The organism is Flavobacterium sp. CYK-55, from assembly GCF_018413465.1.
GTDB lineage: Bacteria > Bacteroidota > Bacteroidia > Flavobacteriales > Flavobacteriaceae > Flavobacterium.
The window spans coordinates 118,419-137,436 of sequence record NZ_JAHCDK010000010.1; the positions used below are offsets into that span (position 1 = coordinate 118,419).

The 19,018-nt window shown below is 38.3% G+C and carries 14 protein-coding genes and 1 tRNA gene; 4 read left to right on the forward strand and 11 right to left on the reverse strand.

All coding sequences use genetic code 11. From position 1 onward, the window contains the following. The first annotated feature begins 30 nt into the window (after positions 1–30). The 4 genes from KIH23_RS11185 (at position 31) to KIH23_RS11200 (ending at position 3,811) form a co-directional block, all read left to right on the forward strand. Complete coding sequence (locus KIH23_RS11185) at positions 31–1,167, forward strand: 1-acyl-sn-glycerol-3-phosphate acyltransferase (protein WP_213213574.1); 1,137 nt, start codon at positions 31–33, stop codon at positions 1,165–1,167. Beyond that, positions 1,157–2,185 (forward strand): asparaginase, encoded by a 1,029-nt coding sequence (locus tag KIH23_RS11190; RefSeq protein WP_213213575.1) that lies wholly within the window; start codon positions 1,157–1,159, stop codon positions 2,183–2,185. Before KIH23_RS11185 ends, KIH23_RS11190 begins: the two co-directional genes overlap by 11 nt. A 43-nt stretch (positions 2,186–2,228) precedes the next feature. After that, positions 2,229–2,315 (forward strand) — tRNA-Ser (locus KIH23_RS11195). 851 nt (positions 2,316–3,166) lie between these two features. Further along, complete coding sequence (locus tag KIH23_RS11200; RefSeq protein ID WP_213213576.1) at positions 3,167–3,811, forward strand: NYN domain-containing protein; 645 nt, start codon at positions 3,167–3,169, stop codon at positions 3,809–3,811. An 18-nt stretch (positions 3,812–3,829) separates the two neighbouring features. Here KIH23_RS11200 and KIH23_RS11205 read toward each other — a convergent pair whose 3' ends face one another. From KIH23_RS11205 to KIH23_RS11255, 11 genes are all read right to left on the reverse strand, one after another. Then, a complete protein-coding gene (locus tag KIH23_RS11205; protein WP_213213577.1) occupies positions 3,830–5,017 on the reverse strand; it encodes a YCF48-related protein in 1,188 nt (395 codons plus the stop codon). A gap of 6 nt (positions 5,018–5,023) precedes the next feature. Beyond that, on the reverse strand, positions 5,024–5,698 hold the full coding sequence (locus KIH23_RS11210) for a T9SS type A sorting domain-containing protein (protein WP_213213578.1): 675 nt from the start codon (positions 5,696–5,698) through the stop codon (positions 5,024–5,026). A gap of 1,092 nt (positions 5,699–6,790) precedes the next feature. After that, entirely contained in the window at positions 6,791–9,502 is a 2,712-nt protein-coding gene (locus KIH23_RS11215; RefSeq protein ID WP_213213579.1) for a T9SS type A sorting domain-containing protein, read from the reverse strand. Between the two features lie 29 nt (positions 9,503–9,531). Beyond that, the gene (locus KIH23_RS11220; RefSeq protein ID WP_213213580.1) at positions 9,532–10,935 is read right to left on the reverse strand and encodes a T9SS type A sorting domain-containing protein; all 1,404 of its coding nucleotides are present in this window, start codon (positions 10,933–10,935) and stop codon (positions 9,532–9,534) included. A gap of 726 nt (positions 10,936–11,661) precedes the next feature. After that, entirely contained in the window at positions 11,662–11,985 is a 324-nt protein-coding gene (locus tag KIH23_RS11225) for a hypothetical protein (RefSeq protein WP_213213581.1), read from the reverse strand. Between the two features lie 194 nt (positions 11,986–12,179). Then, positions 12,180–12,461 carry a hypothetical protein gene (locus KIH23_RS11230; RefSeq protein ID WP_213213582.1) on the reverse strand — a complete coding sequence of 94 codons (282 nt, stop codon included), beginning with the start codon at positions 12,459–12,461 and terminating at the stop codon, positions 12,180–12,182. A 29-nt stretch (positions 12,462–12,490) separates the two neighbouring features. Next, positions 12,491–13,891 (reverse strand): T9SS type A sorting domain-containing protein, encoded by a 1,401-nt coding sequence (locus tag KIH23_RS11235; protein WP_213213583.1) that lies wholly within the window; start codon positions 13,889–13,891, stop codon positions 12,491–12,493. 768 nt (positions 13,892–14,659) lie between these two features. Beyond that, positions 14,660–14,947, reverse strand: coding sequence for a hypothetical protein (locus KIH23_RS11240; protein WP_213213584.1), 288 nt, complete (start codon positions 14,945–14,947; stop codon positions 14,660–14,662). Positions 14,948–15,105: 158 nt separating this feature from the next. Then, on the reverse strand, positions 15,106–16,071 hold the full coding sequence (locus KIH23_RS11245) for a Fic family protein (protein ID WP_213213585.1): 966 nt from the start codon (positions 16,069–16,071) through the stop codon (positions 15,106–15,108). Positions 16,072–16,701: 630 nt separating this feature from the next. Continuing rightward, positions 16,702–18,120 (reverse strand): T9SS type A sorting domain-containing protein, encoded by a 1,419-nt coding sequence (locus KIH23_RS11250; RefSeq protein ID WP_213213586.1) that lies wholly within the window; start codon positions 18,118–18,120, stop codon positions 16,702–16,704. Positions 18,121–18,680: 560 nt separating this feature from the next. Further along, positions 18,681–19,018, reverse strand: a 338-nt coding sequence (locus tag KIH23_RS11255) for a T9SS type A sorting domain-containing protein (protein WP_213213587.1), incomplete at its 5' end; no start/stop codon positions are given.

The following is a 19,018-nucleotide window of genomic DNA, read 5'->3' on the forward strand; positions in this document are numbered from 1 at the left end:
TGTTTTTTTGTTGCATCAAATAAAAAACACATGCAAAAATTCGACGCGATTCGCCCGTTTTATGATGCCGAGGTCAATGAAGCCTTAAGAGCATCGGTAAACCATCCGATGATGAAAGCGCTGATGAATTTTAGTTTTCCGGACCAAGCTGATGAAGTCTGGAAAGAACAACTGCTCAAAACGCATTCTATACGCGATTTTCAGTGTAATTTTATTTATCAATCGCTGCAAAAAGTGCTCGAAAAAACTTCAGACGGGCTCTCGACTTCAGGGTTTGATAAGTTAGAAAAAAACACTTCCTACTTGTTTATCTCAAACCACCGCGACATTATTCTAGATACCTCATTGCTCAACGGAGCTTTGTTTGATCACGGTTTGGTCATGACCGCATCGGCCATTGGCGATAACTTGGTGCGCAAATCGTTTTTAAGAACGCTATCTAAACTCAACCGCAATTTTATTGTACAGCGCGGATTACCACCCCGTGAATTGCTTGAGAGTTCAAAACTCATGTCTGAATATATTCGTCAATTGTTGCGCCGTGAAAACCGCTCAGTATGGATAGCCCAACGCGAAGGCCGTACCAAAGACGGCAACGATGCAACACATTCGGGTGTTTTAAAAATGCTCGCCATGGGTTCTGACGAGGCCAATTTGATGGACTATTTTAGAAAAATCAAAGTGGTGCCGGTGTCGATATCTTATGAATATGACCCAACCGATGCCCTCAAAATGCCGCAACTCATGGCCGAGGCCAACAATGAAATCTACATCAAAGAAAAGAATGAAGATTTCATGACCTTGCTCAGCGGAATCATGGGACAAAAAAAGCACATCCACATTCATATTGGCGATGTCCTCAAAACCGAAATTGACCAAATTGAACGTGAGAATGACAACACCAACAAACAAATTCAAGCCTTGGCCCAAGCCATTGATGATTCTATACTATCAAGTTATAAATTGTGGCCAACCAATTATATCGCTTATGATTTGTTGTATAAAACCAATGAATACGCGGCGTATTATACCGAGAATGAAAAACAACTCTTTGAGCGTAGGTTAGATCTAAAGATTGATCAAACCAACCCGATTTTGCTCGAAGGTTTCTTGAATATGTATGCCAATCCGGTAGTCAACAAACGCAAATATCAAAATGCAGTCTAAACCGCGCATCTTGCTGATTTATACCGGTGGCACCATCGGGATGGTCAAAGATTTTGAGACCGGAGCCCTCAAGGCATTTAACTTTTCAGAGCTACTGCACAACATTCCTGAACTCAAACAACTCGATTGCCATATTGAGACCATCTCTTTTACCGAGCCTATTGATTCATCAAACATGAATCCGGCTTATTGGGTCAAAATGGCTGATATGGTCGGAAATCACTATGCAAAATTTGATGGTTTTGTAGTGTTGCACGGCTCAGATACGATGTCGTATTCGGCCTCGGCCTTGAGTTTCATGCTCGAGCATTTAGCCAAGCCGGTGGTGTTTACCGGATCACAATTACCCATTGGCGATTTGCGAACCGACGCCAAAGAAAACCTCATTACAGCCATACAAATTGCTTCGTTACAACACAAAGGCAAACCGGTGATTCAAGAAGTTTGCTTGTATTTTGAATACAAACTCTACCGCGGTAACCGCACCACCAAAATCAACGCCGAACACTTCAATGCATTTACCTCGCCCAACTATCCGGCCTTGGCCGAATCAGGCGTGCATTTGCTCGTGAACCACGCAGCGCTATGGCCACAAGACAAAGCCAAAAAACTCATCGTACACCACCAGCTCGATAGCCATGTAGTGGTGCTCAAAATGTTTCCGGGCATGAATGAAACCGTGCTCAATGCGGTGTTGTCAATCCCAGGATTAAAAGGCATCGTACTTGAAACCTACGGCTCGGGCAATGCACCCACCGAAAACTGGTTTGTACAAGCGCTCAAAAAAGCCATCAAATCAGGCCTGCACGTGGTAAACGTAACCCAATGTTCAGGCGGAAGCGTGCGCATGGGGCAATATGAAACCAGCACCCAACTCAAAAAAATAGGCGTGATATCAGGCAAAGACACCACCACCGAGGCCGCTATTACCAAACTTATGTATTTGCTTGGTCAAAACGTAGCCCCGGCCGTGTTCAAAACCATTTTTGAAACATCCCTACGGGGCGAACTCAGTTAATTTTTTTAAGTCAATAAAAATACATTTATTTGCACCCCAACAGAGAGAGGTGTCCGAGTGGTTGAAGGAGCAAGCCTGGAAAGTTTGTATGTGGGCAACTGCATCGTGGGTTCGAATCCCATCCTCTCTGCAAGACAAAAACCAAAGCGACAGCTTTGGTTTTTTTATAAAAGAATTGTGCGTCGAAAGTTCACTTTCGTAAGCAGAATTCTTTTATAAAAATCCCAGCTTTTGCAAAAAGCTGGTTTTTATCTTGACCACTGACCCCCCACAGGGATCACCGCAGGTAATCCCGTCCTAATCCCAGAAAACCATCCCCGTCGAAAGTTCACTTTCGTAAGCAGAATTCTTTTATAAAAATGCAGCTTTTGCAAAAAGCTGGTTTTTATCTTGACCACTGACCCCCCACAAGGGAACACCGCAGGTAATCCCATCCTAATCCCAGAAAATCATCCCCGTCGAAAGTTCACTTTCGTAAGCAAAATTCTTTTATAAAAATCCCAGCTTTTGCAAAAAGCTGGTTTTTATCTTGACCACTGACCCCCCACAAGGGAACACCGCAGGTAATCCCATCCTAATCCCAGAAAATCATCCCCGTCGAAAGTTCACTTTCGTAAGCAGAATTCTTTTATAAAAATCCCAGCTTTTGCAAAAAGCTGGTTTTTATCTTGACCACTGACTCCCCACAGGGATCACCGCAGGTAATCCCGCCCTAATCCCTTAAAAACCACCCGCTTCAAAAACAACCCTTATTAAAAGTTCTCACCAAAATACCGCAGGTGTTTTGTAACCGAATAGATATAAAAATCATCCCCTAAAACACCGCAGGTTTTCCGAACAATTATATAAATCAACAATAATAAAAATAAGCCAAAATTTGGAATTCTAGTTTTTAAGCTTTTATATTTGCATCATAAACGCCACGCTTTACTGTTAAGTAAAGTATAGCTACCGACTTAGGTAGCTTTTTTTTTGCCTATTATGAGAACAATTTACTACATAGACGGTTTTAATTTCTATTACGGATTAAAGAAGAGTATTAATCAAATTCATCCAGAATGGAGGGCCTTTTATTGGATTGATTTTTTGAAATTTGCAAATCAATTTGCTTTACCAGGCGAAACAATTGAAAAGGTTAAATACTTCACATCTCCTCCACTTAATAGTGGTAAAAAAAGTAGACAAAGCGCATTATTTAAAGCCAATGATTTAATTAATAAGGATAGGTTTGAAGTCATAAGGGGAAAATATTATGACAAAGAGATTGTATGCTCTAATTGCGCAACTAAGTTTACTAAGCCAGAGGAAAAAAGAACTGATGTAAACATTTCTGTTAACATGGTAGGTGATTGCGCACTTGGTTTAGTTGATAAAATAGTACTAATTTCTGCGGACAGTGATTTAGTTCCTCCAATTGAATTTATTAAAAAGCATTTTCCAAATATCGATATTAAAATATTTTTTCCTCCAGGAAATTTTAGTTATGATTTAAAAGATGTAGCTAAAGGAAAAAAAGTTGTTAGGCTGGAACAGAATAACTTTAGATTTAGAAATTCGATAATGCCGGACGAAGTATTTAATCATGACAAAACAGATAGCGCGAAAATTCCCCCTGAATGGAAATAATTATATTTTTTTAACCCATCACTCCACCACCAACTGCTCCACCCATCTTCCCTCATCGCTTTCCACCACCACCCAATAACACCCTCTGGCAAAAGCACGTACATCTAAAGAAATATTATTTTCTACCGGCAGCCTATTTTGATAAATCACCCTACCTAAATCATCCAAAACTAAAATTTTCTGAATATGCATCGGTTGTTGCGTTTGCAGATACACAAAGCCTGAAGCGGGGTTCGGGTAAACTTTTATTTGATTTTTTTGCCTGGCTGAGCTTGTAGCCAGTGAGCCGGTAGTATTTTTGTAGATTTGACCGTTGTAGTTAACGGCAAAACCCACGGTTGGATGGGCAAAATAAAAAGCAGAAAAAATAGGTTGGCCTTCTTCAAATGAAAATCCGTTTTGTGATAAATCTATTTTAAAAGTTTTTAGATTTTCGGGTTGGTTAATGACGGTTTCAGCAGGTGTGCCCCAAGCAATGTCTTCAGAGGTAGCAAACAACTGCAAAGCCGGATAATCTAAAAAATTGATCATCTCAAAATATGCCCCGCCATCCGTGGTTCGGTATAAAGTATTTCCGTGTTTGGTAAAACCAACATTTTGGTTGTAAAAGTCAAATGCAGCGCGTCTCTCGCCATAATCAACTAACCCTATTGCTGTCCAAGTCAGGCCGCCGTCAATGGTTTTAGATAAATTATTACCCACCGAGCCAAAGCCGTTTATATCATCGATAAATTGAATGGTCTGAACGGGCGCTTGTGTATTTACTAACGAAAAATGAGCACCACTATCCTGGCTTTTATACAAAGAAAAGGGTGCGCTCGTTACCCACAAGGCGTTGGGTTGCGGGCAAGAAAAATCAATCACATCAATCAAAGTTGGAGTAATGTTGTTCCAATGTATTCCGCCGTCAAGGGTTTGAAATAAGTAGGAATGGTTGCTGTCTATACCCGAAACATAGCCTATGAGTTCATTGGCAAACCGCACTTTAATCAATTTACAATTAATCCCGATGGATCGTTCTGACCAGAGCACCCCACCGTTGTTACTAATCAGGATTTTTCCGTTGTCACCCACTGCCACTATTTGTTGTGTATTGATACAACAAACGTCATAAAGGATTGATGAGGCATCTGTATAAACCAATTCCCACTGCGCATGGGCCCAAAAACAGTTTAAAACAACCAAAAGCGTCAAGAGTTTTTTCATACCATTTTAATTTTGTTTGATCACTTTTAAGGCTTTGATTTTTTGGTTTTCTTTTGTATAAAATTGAACAGAATAAACCCCAGAAGGCAGATTTCTCACATCATATGAGCGGGATGCATTTTTAGGCAAAACCATCACTTTCTGACCCAAGGCATTGCTGATGCTCAGGGAATTAAAATCAAAATCATCTGATATATAAAACACATCACGCATTGGATTCGGATAGACCATTGCTGATGGAGCACTATTTTGTTGGGTTGCTAAATTCAAGTCAATGAAATGACTGTATACGTTTTGAACCAAAATCGGATCCCGTGGGGGTTGATCGGCCAACATCAGCACATCAATAACTAGGGCAATATATTGAACGTTGCTCGGAATCACATGCGGGTATATAACACTCTGATTATAAATCAAAGGGTTGCCAAAATAAAATACTTCGGTGGTGATATCACAAGTCAAACGCACATATAACGTATCGCCATCGATATACGTTGTGTTGGTAAACACCGGCACATAATAATCGAGGATGGATACCTGAAAATGAAATGAGTAGTTGTCATCAGCCCATTTTTCATAAGAAAAGAATGGCGTTTGAACATTGTTGTGCACGTATTCTTGCGCGGTGACCCGCACCGAAAACAAACCACCCAAAACCAAAAGAAGGACTATTTTTTTCATAGGCTAAAACCGTTATACAAGACAAAAAAAGTGAAGCAGCAATACAGGGGTGGGTTGATTTCAATTCAAATATAAGCAAAGAAAACTTTGATGGGTATTAAGGTATTAAAAGTCAGATGTTTTTTTTGGTTTTACGGCAGATTTTCTGTAAAAAATCTTAATGAATCTAAGCTAAAATTGATTGGCTGCTCGGGTTCATTTTTTAATACTTTTCCATTGTTTATCGTTAAAGCCTAGCCTCCAACCGTCCCAAAAACCCTCCTCATTTTCTTAATAATTTGTTAAAGCTCTCGGGTAGATTTTCTGTAAAAACACCCAAAATAATAACTTTTCAGGCAGGTTCTTCAGAGCAGTTTCAGCCTGAAAAAGCCAATAAAAAAAGGCAGTTTCCGATTTTTTTAGCCTAGGGCAGGACGGAGTTGCAGAGTGTCTTAAAATTTTGTTAAAGCCATTAGCATATCTATCGCCCACAACGCCCATTTTGCGCTTTAAAAGGTTCGGGTTGCAAAACAGTTTTAAGGCACCTTTGTAGCACAAAACGGCTTTTTTCTCGAACAGACTGCCTTGAACCTGCCTTCAATCTGCTACGAACCCTTTTTAAAAATGCTGGAATTATCACACTATTCGTACAAAAAAGCCTTTTTTTGCAATTTTAACATTTTGGGCGTGCTACCCCCGTGTTGCGAAAGCTATTTTGGCATAGATTTGTATAGTGCTTTGCCAGCACCGTTGTGGTAGCCCTGGCCGATGAAAGAACGGGCGCAACCTGTGTAGAGCCCAACAAAGGCGGGTACTGAACGCAGCGGTTCACGGCCATGAGCCTGCGGTGGTTACCGTATTCCGGTGGGGTGTAGTGCCCCGAACAATGACGTGAAACCGTGGGGTTTGACGTGGGGTATTATCACAGCATTGTGTGAGTAGGGGTGGTGTATGTTATGAGCAAGACGCTCGCGGTAGCGGGGGGAAATAGGCTAGGAGTTTTGGGGTAAAAGATTTAAGATATAATATTGGTTGGGCGTTGACAAAATATTAAGTAAAAAGGCCACCATTTTAATGATAGCCTTTGAATATAAAATTGTAATTGGTTAAGTTTTATCTTTTAATGACTTTAATTGTTTTTAATTCTTCACCTTGTAAGATTATAACATTATAGACGCCGGAGTTTAGATTTTCACCAAATTCTTTAGTTTCTGCATCAGAATAGTCAAATATTTGCTGCTCAATTAATCTTCCTAAAAGATCATATACTTTAATTTGAACAAGCTCATTTGAAGATGAATTGAGTTTGATTTTAAAGTTTCCAGAGAATGGATTAGGGTAAGCCGTGGTCTCAAATATTGTTTGGTTAGATAAGGTGCTTCTTGGGGCTGGATTAGCCGGCGTGTATACAGGGCAAACGGAACCATATACCGGATTCCCGCTTCCATCTTCTTGCCATTGTTGCGCACCGGGATTGCCAAATTTAATTTGAACCCTAACATAATAAGTTGTATTAGGTTGGGGTACATAAGGACTTAGCTGCGTCAAACTGAAACTATTTGATCCTGATGTAACCAATCCTACTATTGTTCCTGCGTCAAAGGTACTTGTTGTACTCACTTGAAATCGCCAGCCAGATGTTGAAAACCCTAGTTCAGAAGGAGATCCACAATAAAGAGTTGTACTGTAGCTGCTAAGTGTTTTACCACAAGAGCCTTCAATTCCATTAATCGTTTGGGATAATTGTGTGGTTGGAGGTGATGGTGTAGTAATTTGACAAATAGATCCAAAAGCTAATTGACCGTTTAATTGATAAGTTGCTACTCTGATGTAGTAAGTGGTATTGTAATTTATTAGCCCGGGGATATTTAAATTAAACTGATAAGGGAGATAGTATGGAGGTACATTTCCATTGAAAAGCCCAATAATCGAACCAGCTGAAAAACTTGGGTCAGTAGCTACTTGGTATTGATGATTATTTGGCCCTTGCTGAGAATAAACGGTATTAGATATATTTTGAAGCGTAGTTCCACAAACAGCCGGAAAAACTATTGATGGAGGTGTTGGTATACCATAAACAATGGCAAAACGGGTAGTGTTATCATTTGTATAAGATGTTGTTGTAAATGTATATGGTGTATTTCTTATATCATAATAAGTCACCACACTACCTAGAGTTTCTCTGAGCCAAAAATATTGTGTAGCAAATATTCCTTCAGCACCTAAATTAACAGCACTAATAGAGTAAGTTCCGGCCGGACATGAAAAACCCAAGGGAACTACATCGTTAGTATTAAAAGTTGCATCTAGTTTTCTTCCTTGAATTGCTAATCTTGGGCAGGGAGTGGTTGGATTGATAATGCTGTAAAATTCAACTCTATTATTTAGTTCAGTAGCTGTATTAAAAGCAGTTTTAAATAATTCAGCGTCATACATCTTGTCGTATCCATTTACTGACCCAGGAATAGTATAAGCAGGTGTTGAACTTTGAGCTGCAACATTCTTTTGAGGCATATATCCAATAAGTATTTCTTTTCCACCAAAACTAACCCAAAACCTATTCTTTGTTGTCGGGTTTACCATATTAGTTCCATTGCTTCTGTAGAACTGTTGTGCTGCGGTTGCTATACTAGAATCACGCATGTCATTGTTGAAGAAGGCACCAGAGCTATTTAAAGCTTTAGTAAAAAAGCCTTGACAATTAGCAACTTTTCCTACTGGCCTGTCAGAAATTGTTGTCCCTATACCTCCGATTAAGTTATAAGTAACATAATCATCAGCTGTATAATTGATTGGAGCAGTTCCATTGCCAGGGTTTGAAGTTGATGGAGGTGTTTTATGTGACCAAAAGTAAATGGCACCTCCTAGATTTGTAACATTTGTAGGGTGTGATAAAAATGAATCAGCGTCTAAAGCTGATGGGTAAGGATTCCCTATTAAATTCATGGCGTAATTTGGGTTGGCACAAGGTTGGTATTCAAGTGGTGCAGGACTAGGGTCAACTTGTGATAAAGCTACCGGTGTTGTAATGCTTCCACTAAATGGCGTATATGAAACTCCTTGCATAGGAACAGTAATGTTACCATCATGAGGCTCTCCAGTAAACTTAACCTGCCATTGTTGAGCCACACCTAGTTTAAATGAATTCGGCCCCCTAACGATAAAACCTTTTCCGGCAGGTTCCATAAGCGTTGTTTCAGGAATGTTGAGCCAAGCCCCTTTTTCAAGAATAGTAGCATCGTAACCCACAGGTGTGCCAATGTCATCCCAAGTATAATACTTATCAAAAAGAGGCGGAGCATAACTTCCTGAGCCATCAGGGTTGCCATTATTGTTGTAAGTAAATACAGGAAAGCTATAATCCGTTAATAAATTGAGTGCTTGCCCAGAAACGGGTGAACAAAAATACGTGTAAGCATGACGGTCAATGAATCCAGTTTTTCTAACTACATCAATTGTAGAATTTACAGAATTGGGATTTTTATGCAACAGTTGCGCTATTGGTTCTAATTTTAATTTTGCAGTGTTGTCTACAATGATGTCGTTGATTACACTTAACGTTGTATTATCCGAAACAGTAACTACTACGTTAGGAAGAACCTGAATAGATATAGCAGTAATATCATTGGTAGAAGTAAAATTTGCTGCGAATATTGCTTTAGTTTTCTCGTTTGGTTCTCCATTTGTCCAAGTTGAACCGTTCCAAGTAGTTGATTTTGAAATTAATGTTTGTCGATTTAGGCTTTGCGCTGAAAGAATTTGTATTCCGAAAAGGAAAAGACAAAGTAGCCCAAAGCATTGCTTTGAGAAAAGATAAGATTTCATGAATGTTTTTTTAAAAGTGAATACTAAAATTATTCTTTAACGATTTTTATAGTATTACGTAGGTTGTCTGTTTGGAGGGTAATGAAATAAATTCCTTGAGAGAAAGAAGATAAATCAACTGTTTGGTTTTGTTCTCCTGAATTGTTTTTTTCTGTTCGACTCGATATGAGTTGGCCTAAACTATTGGTTATTGAAACATTAACTAGGCCTTCTTGAGTTAGAATATATTGCAAGGTAACTTTATCATTTGATGGATTAGGAAAGGTTCTAATGGATTTTAAGTTATCAAAATTAGGAGTACTCAAAGGACAAGAATTTCCAATTAAAGTTGGAACGTTTTTATTTACTAACGTTCCATCACCCAATTGCCCGGAAGTGTTTCTACCCCATGCATATAAACTGTGATCACTGGATATGGCAAGTGTATATTGAAAACCAGCTTTTACCATTAACCAAGTTTGGTTTGTAGCAATTTGCGTAGGTAAAGTTTTGACAGTATTAGTGCCGTCACCCAATTGTCCAAAAAAGTTAAAACCCCAAACCCAAAGAGTTCCATCATTTTTGATAGCGCAGCTGTGAAGGTCTGTGGTAACAGTTTTCCAATCATTATCAGTACCAACCCGAGTTGGTGTATTAACATCGACAGTTCCTCCAGTACCCAAGTTACCATTTGCAGCGCTTCCCATTGCCCAAAGACTTCCATCGGTTTTTATCATTTTAGTACTACAACATCCTCCAGAGTCTAACTTTTGCCAATCTATGTTATTACCACCTACTTGTGTTGGAATAGCAATAAAATCGTTCGGGTTGCCTATAGCTAAAGAGCCTTCTTTATTCAATCCCCAACCCCAAACAGTGTGATTACCTTTGATAGACATTGTTTGATTTAAACTTGCTTTTATCTCAACCCAATCAGTATCAGTGCCGATTTGAAAAGGTGTGGAATGATTATCAGTATTCCCTAATCCTAGATGACCTTCAATATTATAACCCCAACCCCAAATAGTACCATTACTTTTTAAGGCGAATGTTTTAATTCCGCCAGTAGATATTTTAATCCAGTCCGAATCATTTCCTACTTGAGTTGGAGTACTGTTAAAAGCACCAGAACCAAAACTTCCGTTCCCTATTTGCCCATAATAGTTAGCTCCCCAAGTCCAAAGTGTTCCATTACTTTTTAGTGCCATTGAATTAAAACCAATAGCATCAATTGTCGACCAATCAGTGTCAGTGCCAATTTGAGTCGGAACAACTCTATTTATAATTGTACCATCTCCCAATTGCCCCTGATCATTTTGACCCCATGCCCAAAGTGTTCCATCACTTTTTAGTGCAAGCGAATGATTGTCGCCAGCAGCAATTTGTGTCCAGCATTGAGCAAATGAGTTGTGGGTGATAAAAATAAGTAGAAGAAAGATTTTTAATGGCTTCATAGCGTTGGTTTTGGTTGTTTAGAAAAGCGGTTTTGTTTAAATTTACCGAGTTGAAAAAAACAATTGTCGAAGAGTGTTTTTTTGACTGTGAGAGCTGCATCATCCCGATGCGGCTTTCTCTTTTTAGAGTGGCTTATATCATGTGCTTGGTTTTTGAAGTTGGGTGAAATTATAAAACTAAATTGGCAATTCAATTAGGGGAAACCCTAATTCGGATAAAAAATTCTAAAATTTAACATTTAGGTTTATTCTATTTTTAAAAGTAGCCTTTGCCTAGAAAGCTAGCTGTAGATTTTCTGCAATTAATGTTAAATGTGTTGTTTTCAGGTTTCAGAGTTGGTAGTCCCAAACGTTTGGCGGCTATGTATTACGTCGGAATGACAAGACAGGCTAGAGACACGTTTCATTACAGACCGCTGCGCTGTATGAAGAATTACGAATTATGAATTACGAATTATGAATGGGGGCTTTAAACTCAATTTCTTAGACCTTTTATACTTTTTAAACCTGTAGTGGGTTTTGGGATTTAAGACACGGCTGCGCCTAGAGACCGCTACGCTTTGAGACCGCTGCGCTTTAAGAATTACGAATTATGAATTATGAATGGGGGCTTCAATCTAAACTTCTTAAACCTTTTACACTTTTTAAACCTGTAGTGGGTTGCCTACAGTTTTTTTGTTATTGTGATTTCAACCATATTATGACTTGTTCGGGGTCAGCAATACCTCAAGAAATAGGATGTCTTATGTGATTTGGTTGTCTGTATCCTTTGTCTGTTGTGGTTACTAAAACAGCATTGGTGTTTTCTAATCGATGCAACTCATTAATCATAGCCGAATGATCTGTAATGTTGTTGCAAGAAAGGTCGTAACCTCGTTCTTTTAATCCCCATTGAATATCAGGTTCACAGATGTGCATTATAGGGGTTTTGATCAAGTTTTTTATGGCAGATTGGGTTGTGTCCGAAAACGAATAAGGAGAATTGGCATAAAAATTTTCTAAGGCCGTTTTTGGGGTACCCTTCATTTCTTTCTCAATTCGGTCTATCATATAGAAAACTTCTTGATTTTTTCATCGTTGAAGAGGTGATTTTTTTATAATGCTACCAAGATAATTTATCGTTTGTTGCATTGGGTTAATGAATTTACCCGGATGTTTATAGGATTGCGCATGATGGTTTTTTGCCAGACGCACGTTTAATGGCGTTTTATGAGCTGTAGCTATTTATCGTATAAAAAGTTCTATTATCTTTCCCTTGCTTTGTTATTATCCGAAACAGTAACTACTACGTTAGGAAGAACCTGAATAGATATAGCAGTAATATCATTGGTAGAAGTAAAATTTGCTGCGAATATTGCTTTAGTTTTCTCGTTTGGTTCTCCATTTGTCCAAGTTGAACCGTTCCAAGTAGTTGATTTTGGAATTAGTTTTTGTCGATTTTGGCTTTGCGCTGAAAGAGTTTGTATTCCGAAAAGGAAAAGACAAAGTAGCCCAAAGCATTGCTTTGAGAAAAGGTAAGATTTCATGAATGTTTTTTTAAAAGTGAATACTAAAATTATTCTTTAACGATTTTTATAGTATTACGTAGGTTGTCTGTTTGGAGGGTAATGAAATAAATTCCTTGAGAGAAAGAAGTTAAATCAATTGTTTGGTTTTGCTCTCCTGAATTGTTTTTTTCTGTTCGACTCGATATGAGTTGGCCTAAACTATTGGTTATTGATATATGCACTTGGCTTTGTTGAGATAGAATATATTGCAAGGTAACTTGATCATTTGATGGATTAGGATAGACTTTGATGGACATTGAGCTATCAAAATCAGAAGTGCTTAATGGACAAGAATTTCCGATTAAAGTAGGAACGTTTTTGTTTATCAATGTTCCATCACCCAATTGCCCGGAAGTGTTTTTACCCCATGCATATAGGCTATGATCACTTGATATGGCCAGTGTGTATTGAAACCCAGCCTTTACCATTAACCAAGTTTGGTTGGTAGCAATTTGTGTAGGTAAGGTTTTGACAGTATTAGTGCCGTCACCCAACTGTCCAAAAAAGTTAAACCCCCAAGCCCAAAGAGTTCCATCATTTTTGATAGCGCAGCTGTGAAGGTCTGTGGTGACGGTTTTCCAATCATTATCAGTACCAACCCGAGTTGGGGTATTAACATCGACGGTTGCTCCGGTACCCAAATTACCATTATCAGCGCTTCCCATTGCCCAGAGGCTTCCATCGGTTTTTATCATTTTGGAGCTACAACATCCTCCAACCTCTATTTTTTGCCAATCTGCTGTATTGTTCCCTGTTTGGGTAGGAACAAGTATTAAATCATTAGGGTTTCCAATAGCTAATGACCCCTGTTTATTCAATCCCCAACCCCAAATCGTATTATTGTCTTTAAGTGCTAAAATATGATTGGTTATACTAATATCTGTCCAATCTGTATCTGTATCAATTTGAATTGGGCTATAATGTGGTAACATATCACCAACACCTAATTCCCCACTTTGATTGAAGCCCCAACCCCATAAAGTTCCATTGGTTTTAATTCCAAAAGCTAAACTTGATTCAATTGAAAACTTTTGCCAATCGTTACTAGTCCCAATTTGCGTTGGAGTTGTGTCAATAGCTCCGTTTCCATGATTACCATTCCCATTTTGCCCCCCGTAGTTATTGCCCCAGGCCCAAAGTGTTCCGTTGGCTTTTATCGCCATAGAGTTTTGTCCTGAAGCGTCAATAGCTACCCAATCGGTATCAGATCCAATTTGTATTGGAGTGATTTTATTTATCGTTGTCCCATCACCCAACTGTCCTTTGTCATTTAAGCCCCATGCCCAAAGTGTTCCATCACTTTTTAGTGCAAGCGAATGACTGTCGCCAGCAGCAATTTGTGTCCAGCATTGAGCAAATGAGTTGTGGGTGATAAAAAAAAGTAGCAGAAAGATTTTTAATGGTTTCATAGCGTTGGTTTTGGTTGTTTAGAAAAGCGGTTTTGTTTAAATTTACCGAGTTGAAAAAAACAATTGTCGAAGAGTGTTTTTTTGACTGTGAGAGCTGCATCATCCCGATGCGGCTTTCTCTTTTTAGAGTGGCTTATATCATGTGCTTGGTTTTTGAAGTTGGGTGAAATTATAAAACTAAATTGGCAATTCAATTAGGGGAAACCCTAATTCGGATAAAAAATTCTAAAATTTAACATTTAGGTTTATTCTATTTTTAAAAGTAGCCATTGCCTAGAAAGCTAGCTGTAGATTTTCTGCAATTAATGTTAAATGTGTTGTTTTCAGGTTTCAGAGTTGGTAGTCCCAAACGTTTGGCGGCCATGTCTTATGTCGGAATGACAAGACAGGCTAGAGACACGTTTCATTACAGACCGCTGCGCTGTATGAAGAATTACGAATTATGAATTACGAATTATGAATGGGGGCTTCAATCTACACTTCTTAAACTTTTTACACTTTTTAAACCAGTAGTGGGTTGTGGGATTTAAGACACGGATGCGCCTAGAGACCGCGGCGCTTTGAGACCGCTACGCTGTATGAATTACGAATTATGAATTACGAATTACGAATGGGGCTTTAAACTCAATTTCTTAGACCTTTTATACTTTTTAAACCTGTAGTGGGTTGCCTACAGTTTTTTTGTTATTGTGATTTCAACCATTTTATGACTTGTTCGGGGTCAGCAATACTATAAGAAATAGGATTTCTTATGTGATTTGGTTGTCTTTATCCTTTGTCTGTTGTGGTTACTAAAACAGCATTGGTGTTTCCTAATCGATGCAACTCATTAATCATAGCCGAATGATCTTTAATGTTGTTGCAAGAAAGGTCGTAACCTCGTTCTTTTAATCCCCATTGAATATCAGGTTCACAGATGTGCATTATAGGGGTTTTGATCAAGTTTTTTATGGCAGATTGGGTTGTGTCCGAAAACGAATAAGGAGAATTGGCATAAAAATTTTCTAAGGCCGTTTTTGGGGTGCCCTTTATTTCTTTCTCAATTCGGTCTATCATATAGAAAACTTCTTGATTTTTTCATCGTTGAATGAGGTGATTTTTTTATAATGCTACCAAGATAATTTATCGTTTGTTGCATTGGGTTAATGAATTTACCCGGATGTTTATAGGATTGCGCATGATGGTCTTTTGCCAGACGCACGTTCAATGGCGTTTTATGAGCTGTAGCTATTTATCGTATAAAAAGTTCTATTATCTTTCCCTTGCTTTGTTATTAGATTTAGTTCAGTTGCTTTTTTCAAATCTCGTGAAGCCGTTGCTGTTGATATATCTTTAAATGTATTCATATAATCTTTTCTTGTAAATTGGTTTGATGAAATTTTTAAAAAATACTCAATCCTGTCCATTTCACGAAGCGTACGATTTTTAAAATTTAAAAGTTCAGCAAGTGATTGATCAATTACTTGCAACATATATTCTATGAATACAGTTGAGCTCCCGGCTTTATCACTTAATGCTAAAGATTCATAATATTCTTTTTGTGTTTTGTTGATTAAGGTTTCAAAAGGTAAAAACTCAAAAACCGGGTATTTCTCCATTAGAATTATAGTTTGCCACAACCTTCCCATTCTACCGTTTCCATCAAGAAACGGATGAATAAATTCCATTTCGTAATGAAATACACAACTTTTGATCAAAGCAATTTCATCTGATTTTTTTAGATAAGTAAATAAATCCTTCATCAAAAAAGGAACATTTTCAAATGGCGGCGCAACATGAGCAACTTCTAATCCTTTTACAATTCCAACACTTTTATTTCTATATTTTCCCGGATTAGTCATTAATCCTTTCATCATGATTTGATGCGCATTTAGAAATGATTTTTCATCAGTAGCTCTAAAGCGCTCTAAATTTTCATATACTTTAATTGCATTGAGAACTTCGGTTACATCTTTCTCAGGACCAATTACTCTTTTGTTTTCAATCAATGCTGTAATCTGTTCTTGTGAAAGTGTATTTCCTTCAATTTGAAGTGATGAATGAATTGTCTTGATTTTGTTTTGCTTGCGTAGAGTAGGAGATTGCTTATTTAAATAATTGGCATTTACTTCTCCGATTTTCTCAGAAATTGAAGTTATTAGTTTTAAAATATTCTGTGTGATTTTATATGGCGGTTTCATTGATGCTATCATTTGATGCTATCAAAGATATGAATTGTATTCGGATTTTAAACGCTATGCTAGAGACACGCTGTATGAATTACGAATTACGAATTACGAATTATGAATTACGAATGGGGCTTCAATCTACACTTCTTAAACCTTTTATACTTTTTAAACTTGTAGTGGGTTGTGGGATTTAAGACACGGCTGCGCCTGCAGACCGCTGCGCTTTGAGACCGCGGCGCTTTAAGAATTATGAATTACGAATTATGAATTACGAATGGGCTTCAACTAAACTTCTTAAACCTTTTACACTTTTTAAACCAGTAGTGGGTTGTGGGATTTAAGACACGGCTGCGCCTACAGACCGCTGCGCTTTAAGAATTATGAATTACGAATTATGAATTACGAATTATGAATTACGAATGGGCTTCAACTAAACTTCTTAAACCTTTTACACTTTTTAAACTTGTAGTGGGTTGTGGGATTTAAGACACGGCTGCGCCTAGAGACCGCTACACTTTGAGACCGCTGCGCTTTAAGAATTATGAATTATGAATTATGAATTATGAATTACGAATGGGGCTTCAATCTACACTTCTTAAACCTTTTACACTTTTTAAACTTATAGTGGGTTGGCAGAAGCCATTATCTTTTAATAATTTTTGTTTTGTACACTTGCTCATTTATTTTGAGCGATAGAAAATACACCCCCGAAGCATGATTGCTCAAATTGAGTGATATTTCTTGATTAACAATCTCTGTGTTTTGTAACAAAAGTTTTTGACCGAGTGGGTTGTATAAGCTTAACTCTACATTTTGAATCACATTTTGATTAAATTGAATGTGAAGGACATCATAAATTGGATTGGGGTATACCGTAATTAAACCGTCTTCAAAGTCATTCACCCCCAAGGTGCAATTGGTGTTGCTAAATAGGGTTGGAAAAGGCGCAACTATGTTTTGATGGTCATTACCCCAATGATACAGGGAATTGTTTTCTTTAATACCGTCACCGTAACCCGCATCCAAATCTATCGATATGGTTTTCCAATCTGTATCACTACCTAATTGAGTGGGTACATCGATAAAACCACCATTTGTTCCTGTACCGATACCCATTTGTTGTCCGGTAGTATTTCTACCCCAGCCCCAGCGGGTACCGTTGGTTTTTAGACCCATAGTAGATGCCTGTGATAAACCGATTTCTTTCCAATCTGAATCTGTTCCAATCTGGATAGGAAATTCAGAAGTGTAGCTGCTTGAACCGTTTCCAAACCTATAAGTTCCTACACTACTTAGACCCCACCCCCACAAAGTTCCATCGGTTTTGACACCGTCAATCATGGGGCCGTTTAAGCCAACAGCAATAGTTTTCCACGTATCGGTGCCAACTTGTTTGGGCGAACGATAGTTGTTATTGATATTTGCATTTGGATAGCCTAGGTAAAGACCATTATTGCCCCACGACCAAAGTGTTCCATCGGTTTTTATAGCGTAAGCAAGTTGTGTCAAACCAGTAAAAACATTACTCCAATTAGTGTCTGTTCCTATTTGCGTAGGGATATTTAAAGTAAAGGTATTGTCAGGATTGCCCATACCTAGTTGTCCAACATTATTAATGCCCCATGACCAAAGTGTTCCATCTGTTTTTACTGCAATTGTAAAACCACCTCCAGTAGAAACTTTTGCCCAATTAGTGTCGGTACCAACTTGAGTAGGAGTGATGAATGGTATATAAACATCACTTCCTAAACCCGCGTTAGCAGAATTTGCTCCCCAAACCCATAACGTTCCATCCGTCTTTATTGCAAAAACGGTTGAATAGCCTATCGAAATGTTCTCAGACCAGTTATTGTCAGTCCCAATCTGTGTAAACTCAGTAGGCGCGGGAACATCGCCAAAACCTAAAAGCCTTCTATTGAACGTTGTTCCTTTAGACCAAAGCGTTCCATCGGTTTGCAGTGCTATGTAGTTTCGTGAATAAGAAACTATTTTAGAATAACATTGAGCAAATGAGTTTTGGGTAATAAAAATAAGTAGAAGAAAGATTTTTAATGGCTTCATGGCGTTGGTTTTGGTTGTTTAGAAAAGCGAGCAATGTTGGCTTTGCTAAGATATAGTTTTATTGATGAAAATAAGCCGGAAGCTAAGAAAGTCAAGCAATGATGCTTGGCGCTGATTGTGAGATTCCTCCTGCGTCGGATGATAAGACACGCTGCGCTAGAGACACGGATGCGCCTACGGACACGCTGCGCTGTATGAATTACGAATTACGAATTACGAATGGGGCTTCAACTCAACTTCTTAAACCTTTTACACTTTTTAAACTTATAGTGGGTTGTGGGATTTAAGACACGGCTGCGCTAGAGACACGGCTACGCCTACAGACCGCTGCGCTTTGAGACCGCTGCGCTTTAAGAATTATGAATTACGAATTATGAATTACGAATGGGGCTTCAACTCAACTTCTTAAACCTTTTACACTTTTTAAACTTGTAGTGGATTGTTAGTTACTCGGCTGTTTCAACTCAACTTCTTAAACCTTTTATACTTTTATTGCGCGTAGTAACTCAATAAAAAAGCCCGCTCGAAAGAGCGGGCTTTTCATTATATCAAAGACTTAATTATCTTTTGATTACCCTCAATGTTTTCACATTGTCTCCTTGAGTTACAATAATGTTGTAAACTCCTGAAGGGTAACGTGATCCGATTTCAAGGTTTGATAAAGCTGAAACGCTTGATACGTTTGATTCAATTGCTCTACCCAACATGTCGTAAACTCTTACACTTACTTCATTTTCGCTAGATGAATTCAATTCTAATTTGAAGTGATTGGCAAATGGGTTTGGATAAGCTTTTACATCATATACGTTAATCGCAGTAGCAGTTTGTCTTGTAGCAGCTGGTGAAACAGTGATGTCACAAGTTTGTGTACCTTGAACGTAGCTTGAGTTGTACAATA

Excerpts from the sequence above, each read along its gene's own strand:
- KIH23_RS11185 (WP_213213574.1), top strand. The coding sequence starts at position 31 with ATGCAAAAATTCGACGCGATTCGCCCGTTTTATGATGCCGAGGTCAAT.
- KIH23_RS11190 (WP_213213575.1), top strand. The coding sequence starts at position 1,157 with ATGCAGTCTAAACCGCGCATCTTGCTGATTTATACCGGTGGCACCATC.
- KIH23_RS11200 (WP_213213576.1), top strand. The coding sequence starts at position 3,167 with ATGAGAACAATTTACTACATAGACGGTTTTAATTTCTATTACGGATTA.
- KIH23_RS11205 (WP_213213577.1), bottom strand. The coding sequence starts at position 5,017 with ATGAAAAAACTCTTGACGCTTTTGGTTGTTTTAAACTGTTTTTGGGCC.
- KIH23_RS11210 (WP_213213578.1), bottom strand. The coding sequence starts at position 5,698 with ATGAAAAAAATAGTCCTTCTTTTGGTTTTGGGTGGTTTGTTTTCGGTG.
- KIH23_RS11215 (WP_213213579.1), bottom strand. The coding sequence starts at position 9,502 with ATGAAATCTTATCTTTTCTCAAAGCAATGCTTTGGGCTACTTTGTCTT.
- KIH23_RS11220 (WP_213213580.1), bottom strand. The coding sequence starts at position 10,935 with ATGAAGCCATTAAAAATCTTTCTTCTACTTATTTTTATCACCCACAAC.
- KIH23_RS11225 (WP_213213581.1), bottom strand. The coding sequence starts at position 11,985 with ATGATAGACCGAATTGAGAAAGAAATGAAGGGTACCCCAAAAACGGCC.
- KIH23_RS11230 (WP_213213582.1), bottom strand. The coding sequence starts at position 12,461 with ATGAAATCTTACCTTTTCTCAAAGCAATGCTTTGGGCTACTTTGTCTT.
- KIH23_RS11235 (WP_213213583.1), bottom strand. The coding sequence starts at position 13,891 with ATGAAACCATTAAAAATCTTTCTGCTACTTTTTTTTATCACCCACAAC.
- KIH23_RS11240 (WP_213213584.1), bottom strand. The coding sequence starts at position 14,947 with ATGATAGACCGAATTGAGAAAGAAATAAAGGGCACCCCAAAAACGGCC.
- KIH23_RS11245 (WP_213213585.1), bottom strand. The coding sequence starts at position 16,071 with ATGAAACCGCCATATAAAATCACACAGAATATTTTAAAACTAATAACT.
- KIH23_RS11250 (WP_213213586.1), bottom strand. The coding sequence starts at position 18,120 with ATGAAGCCATTAAAAATCTTTCTTCTACTTATTTTTATTACCCAAAAC.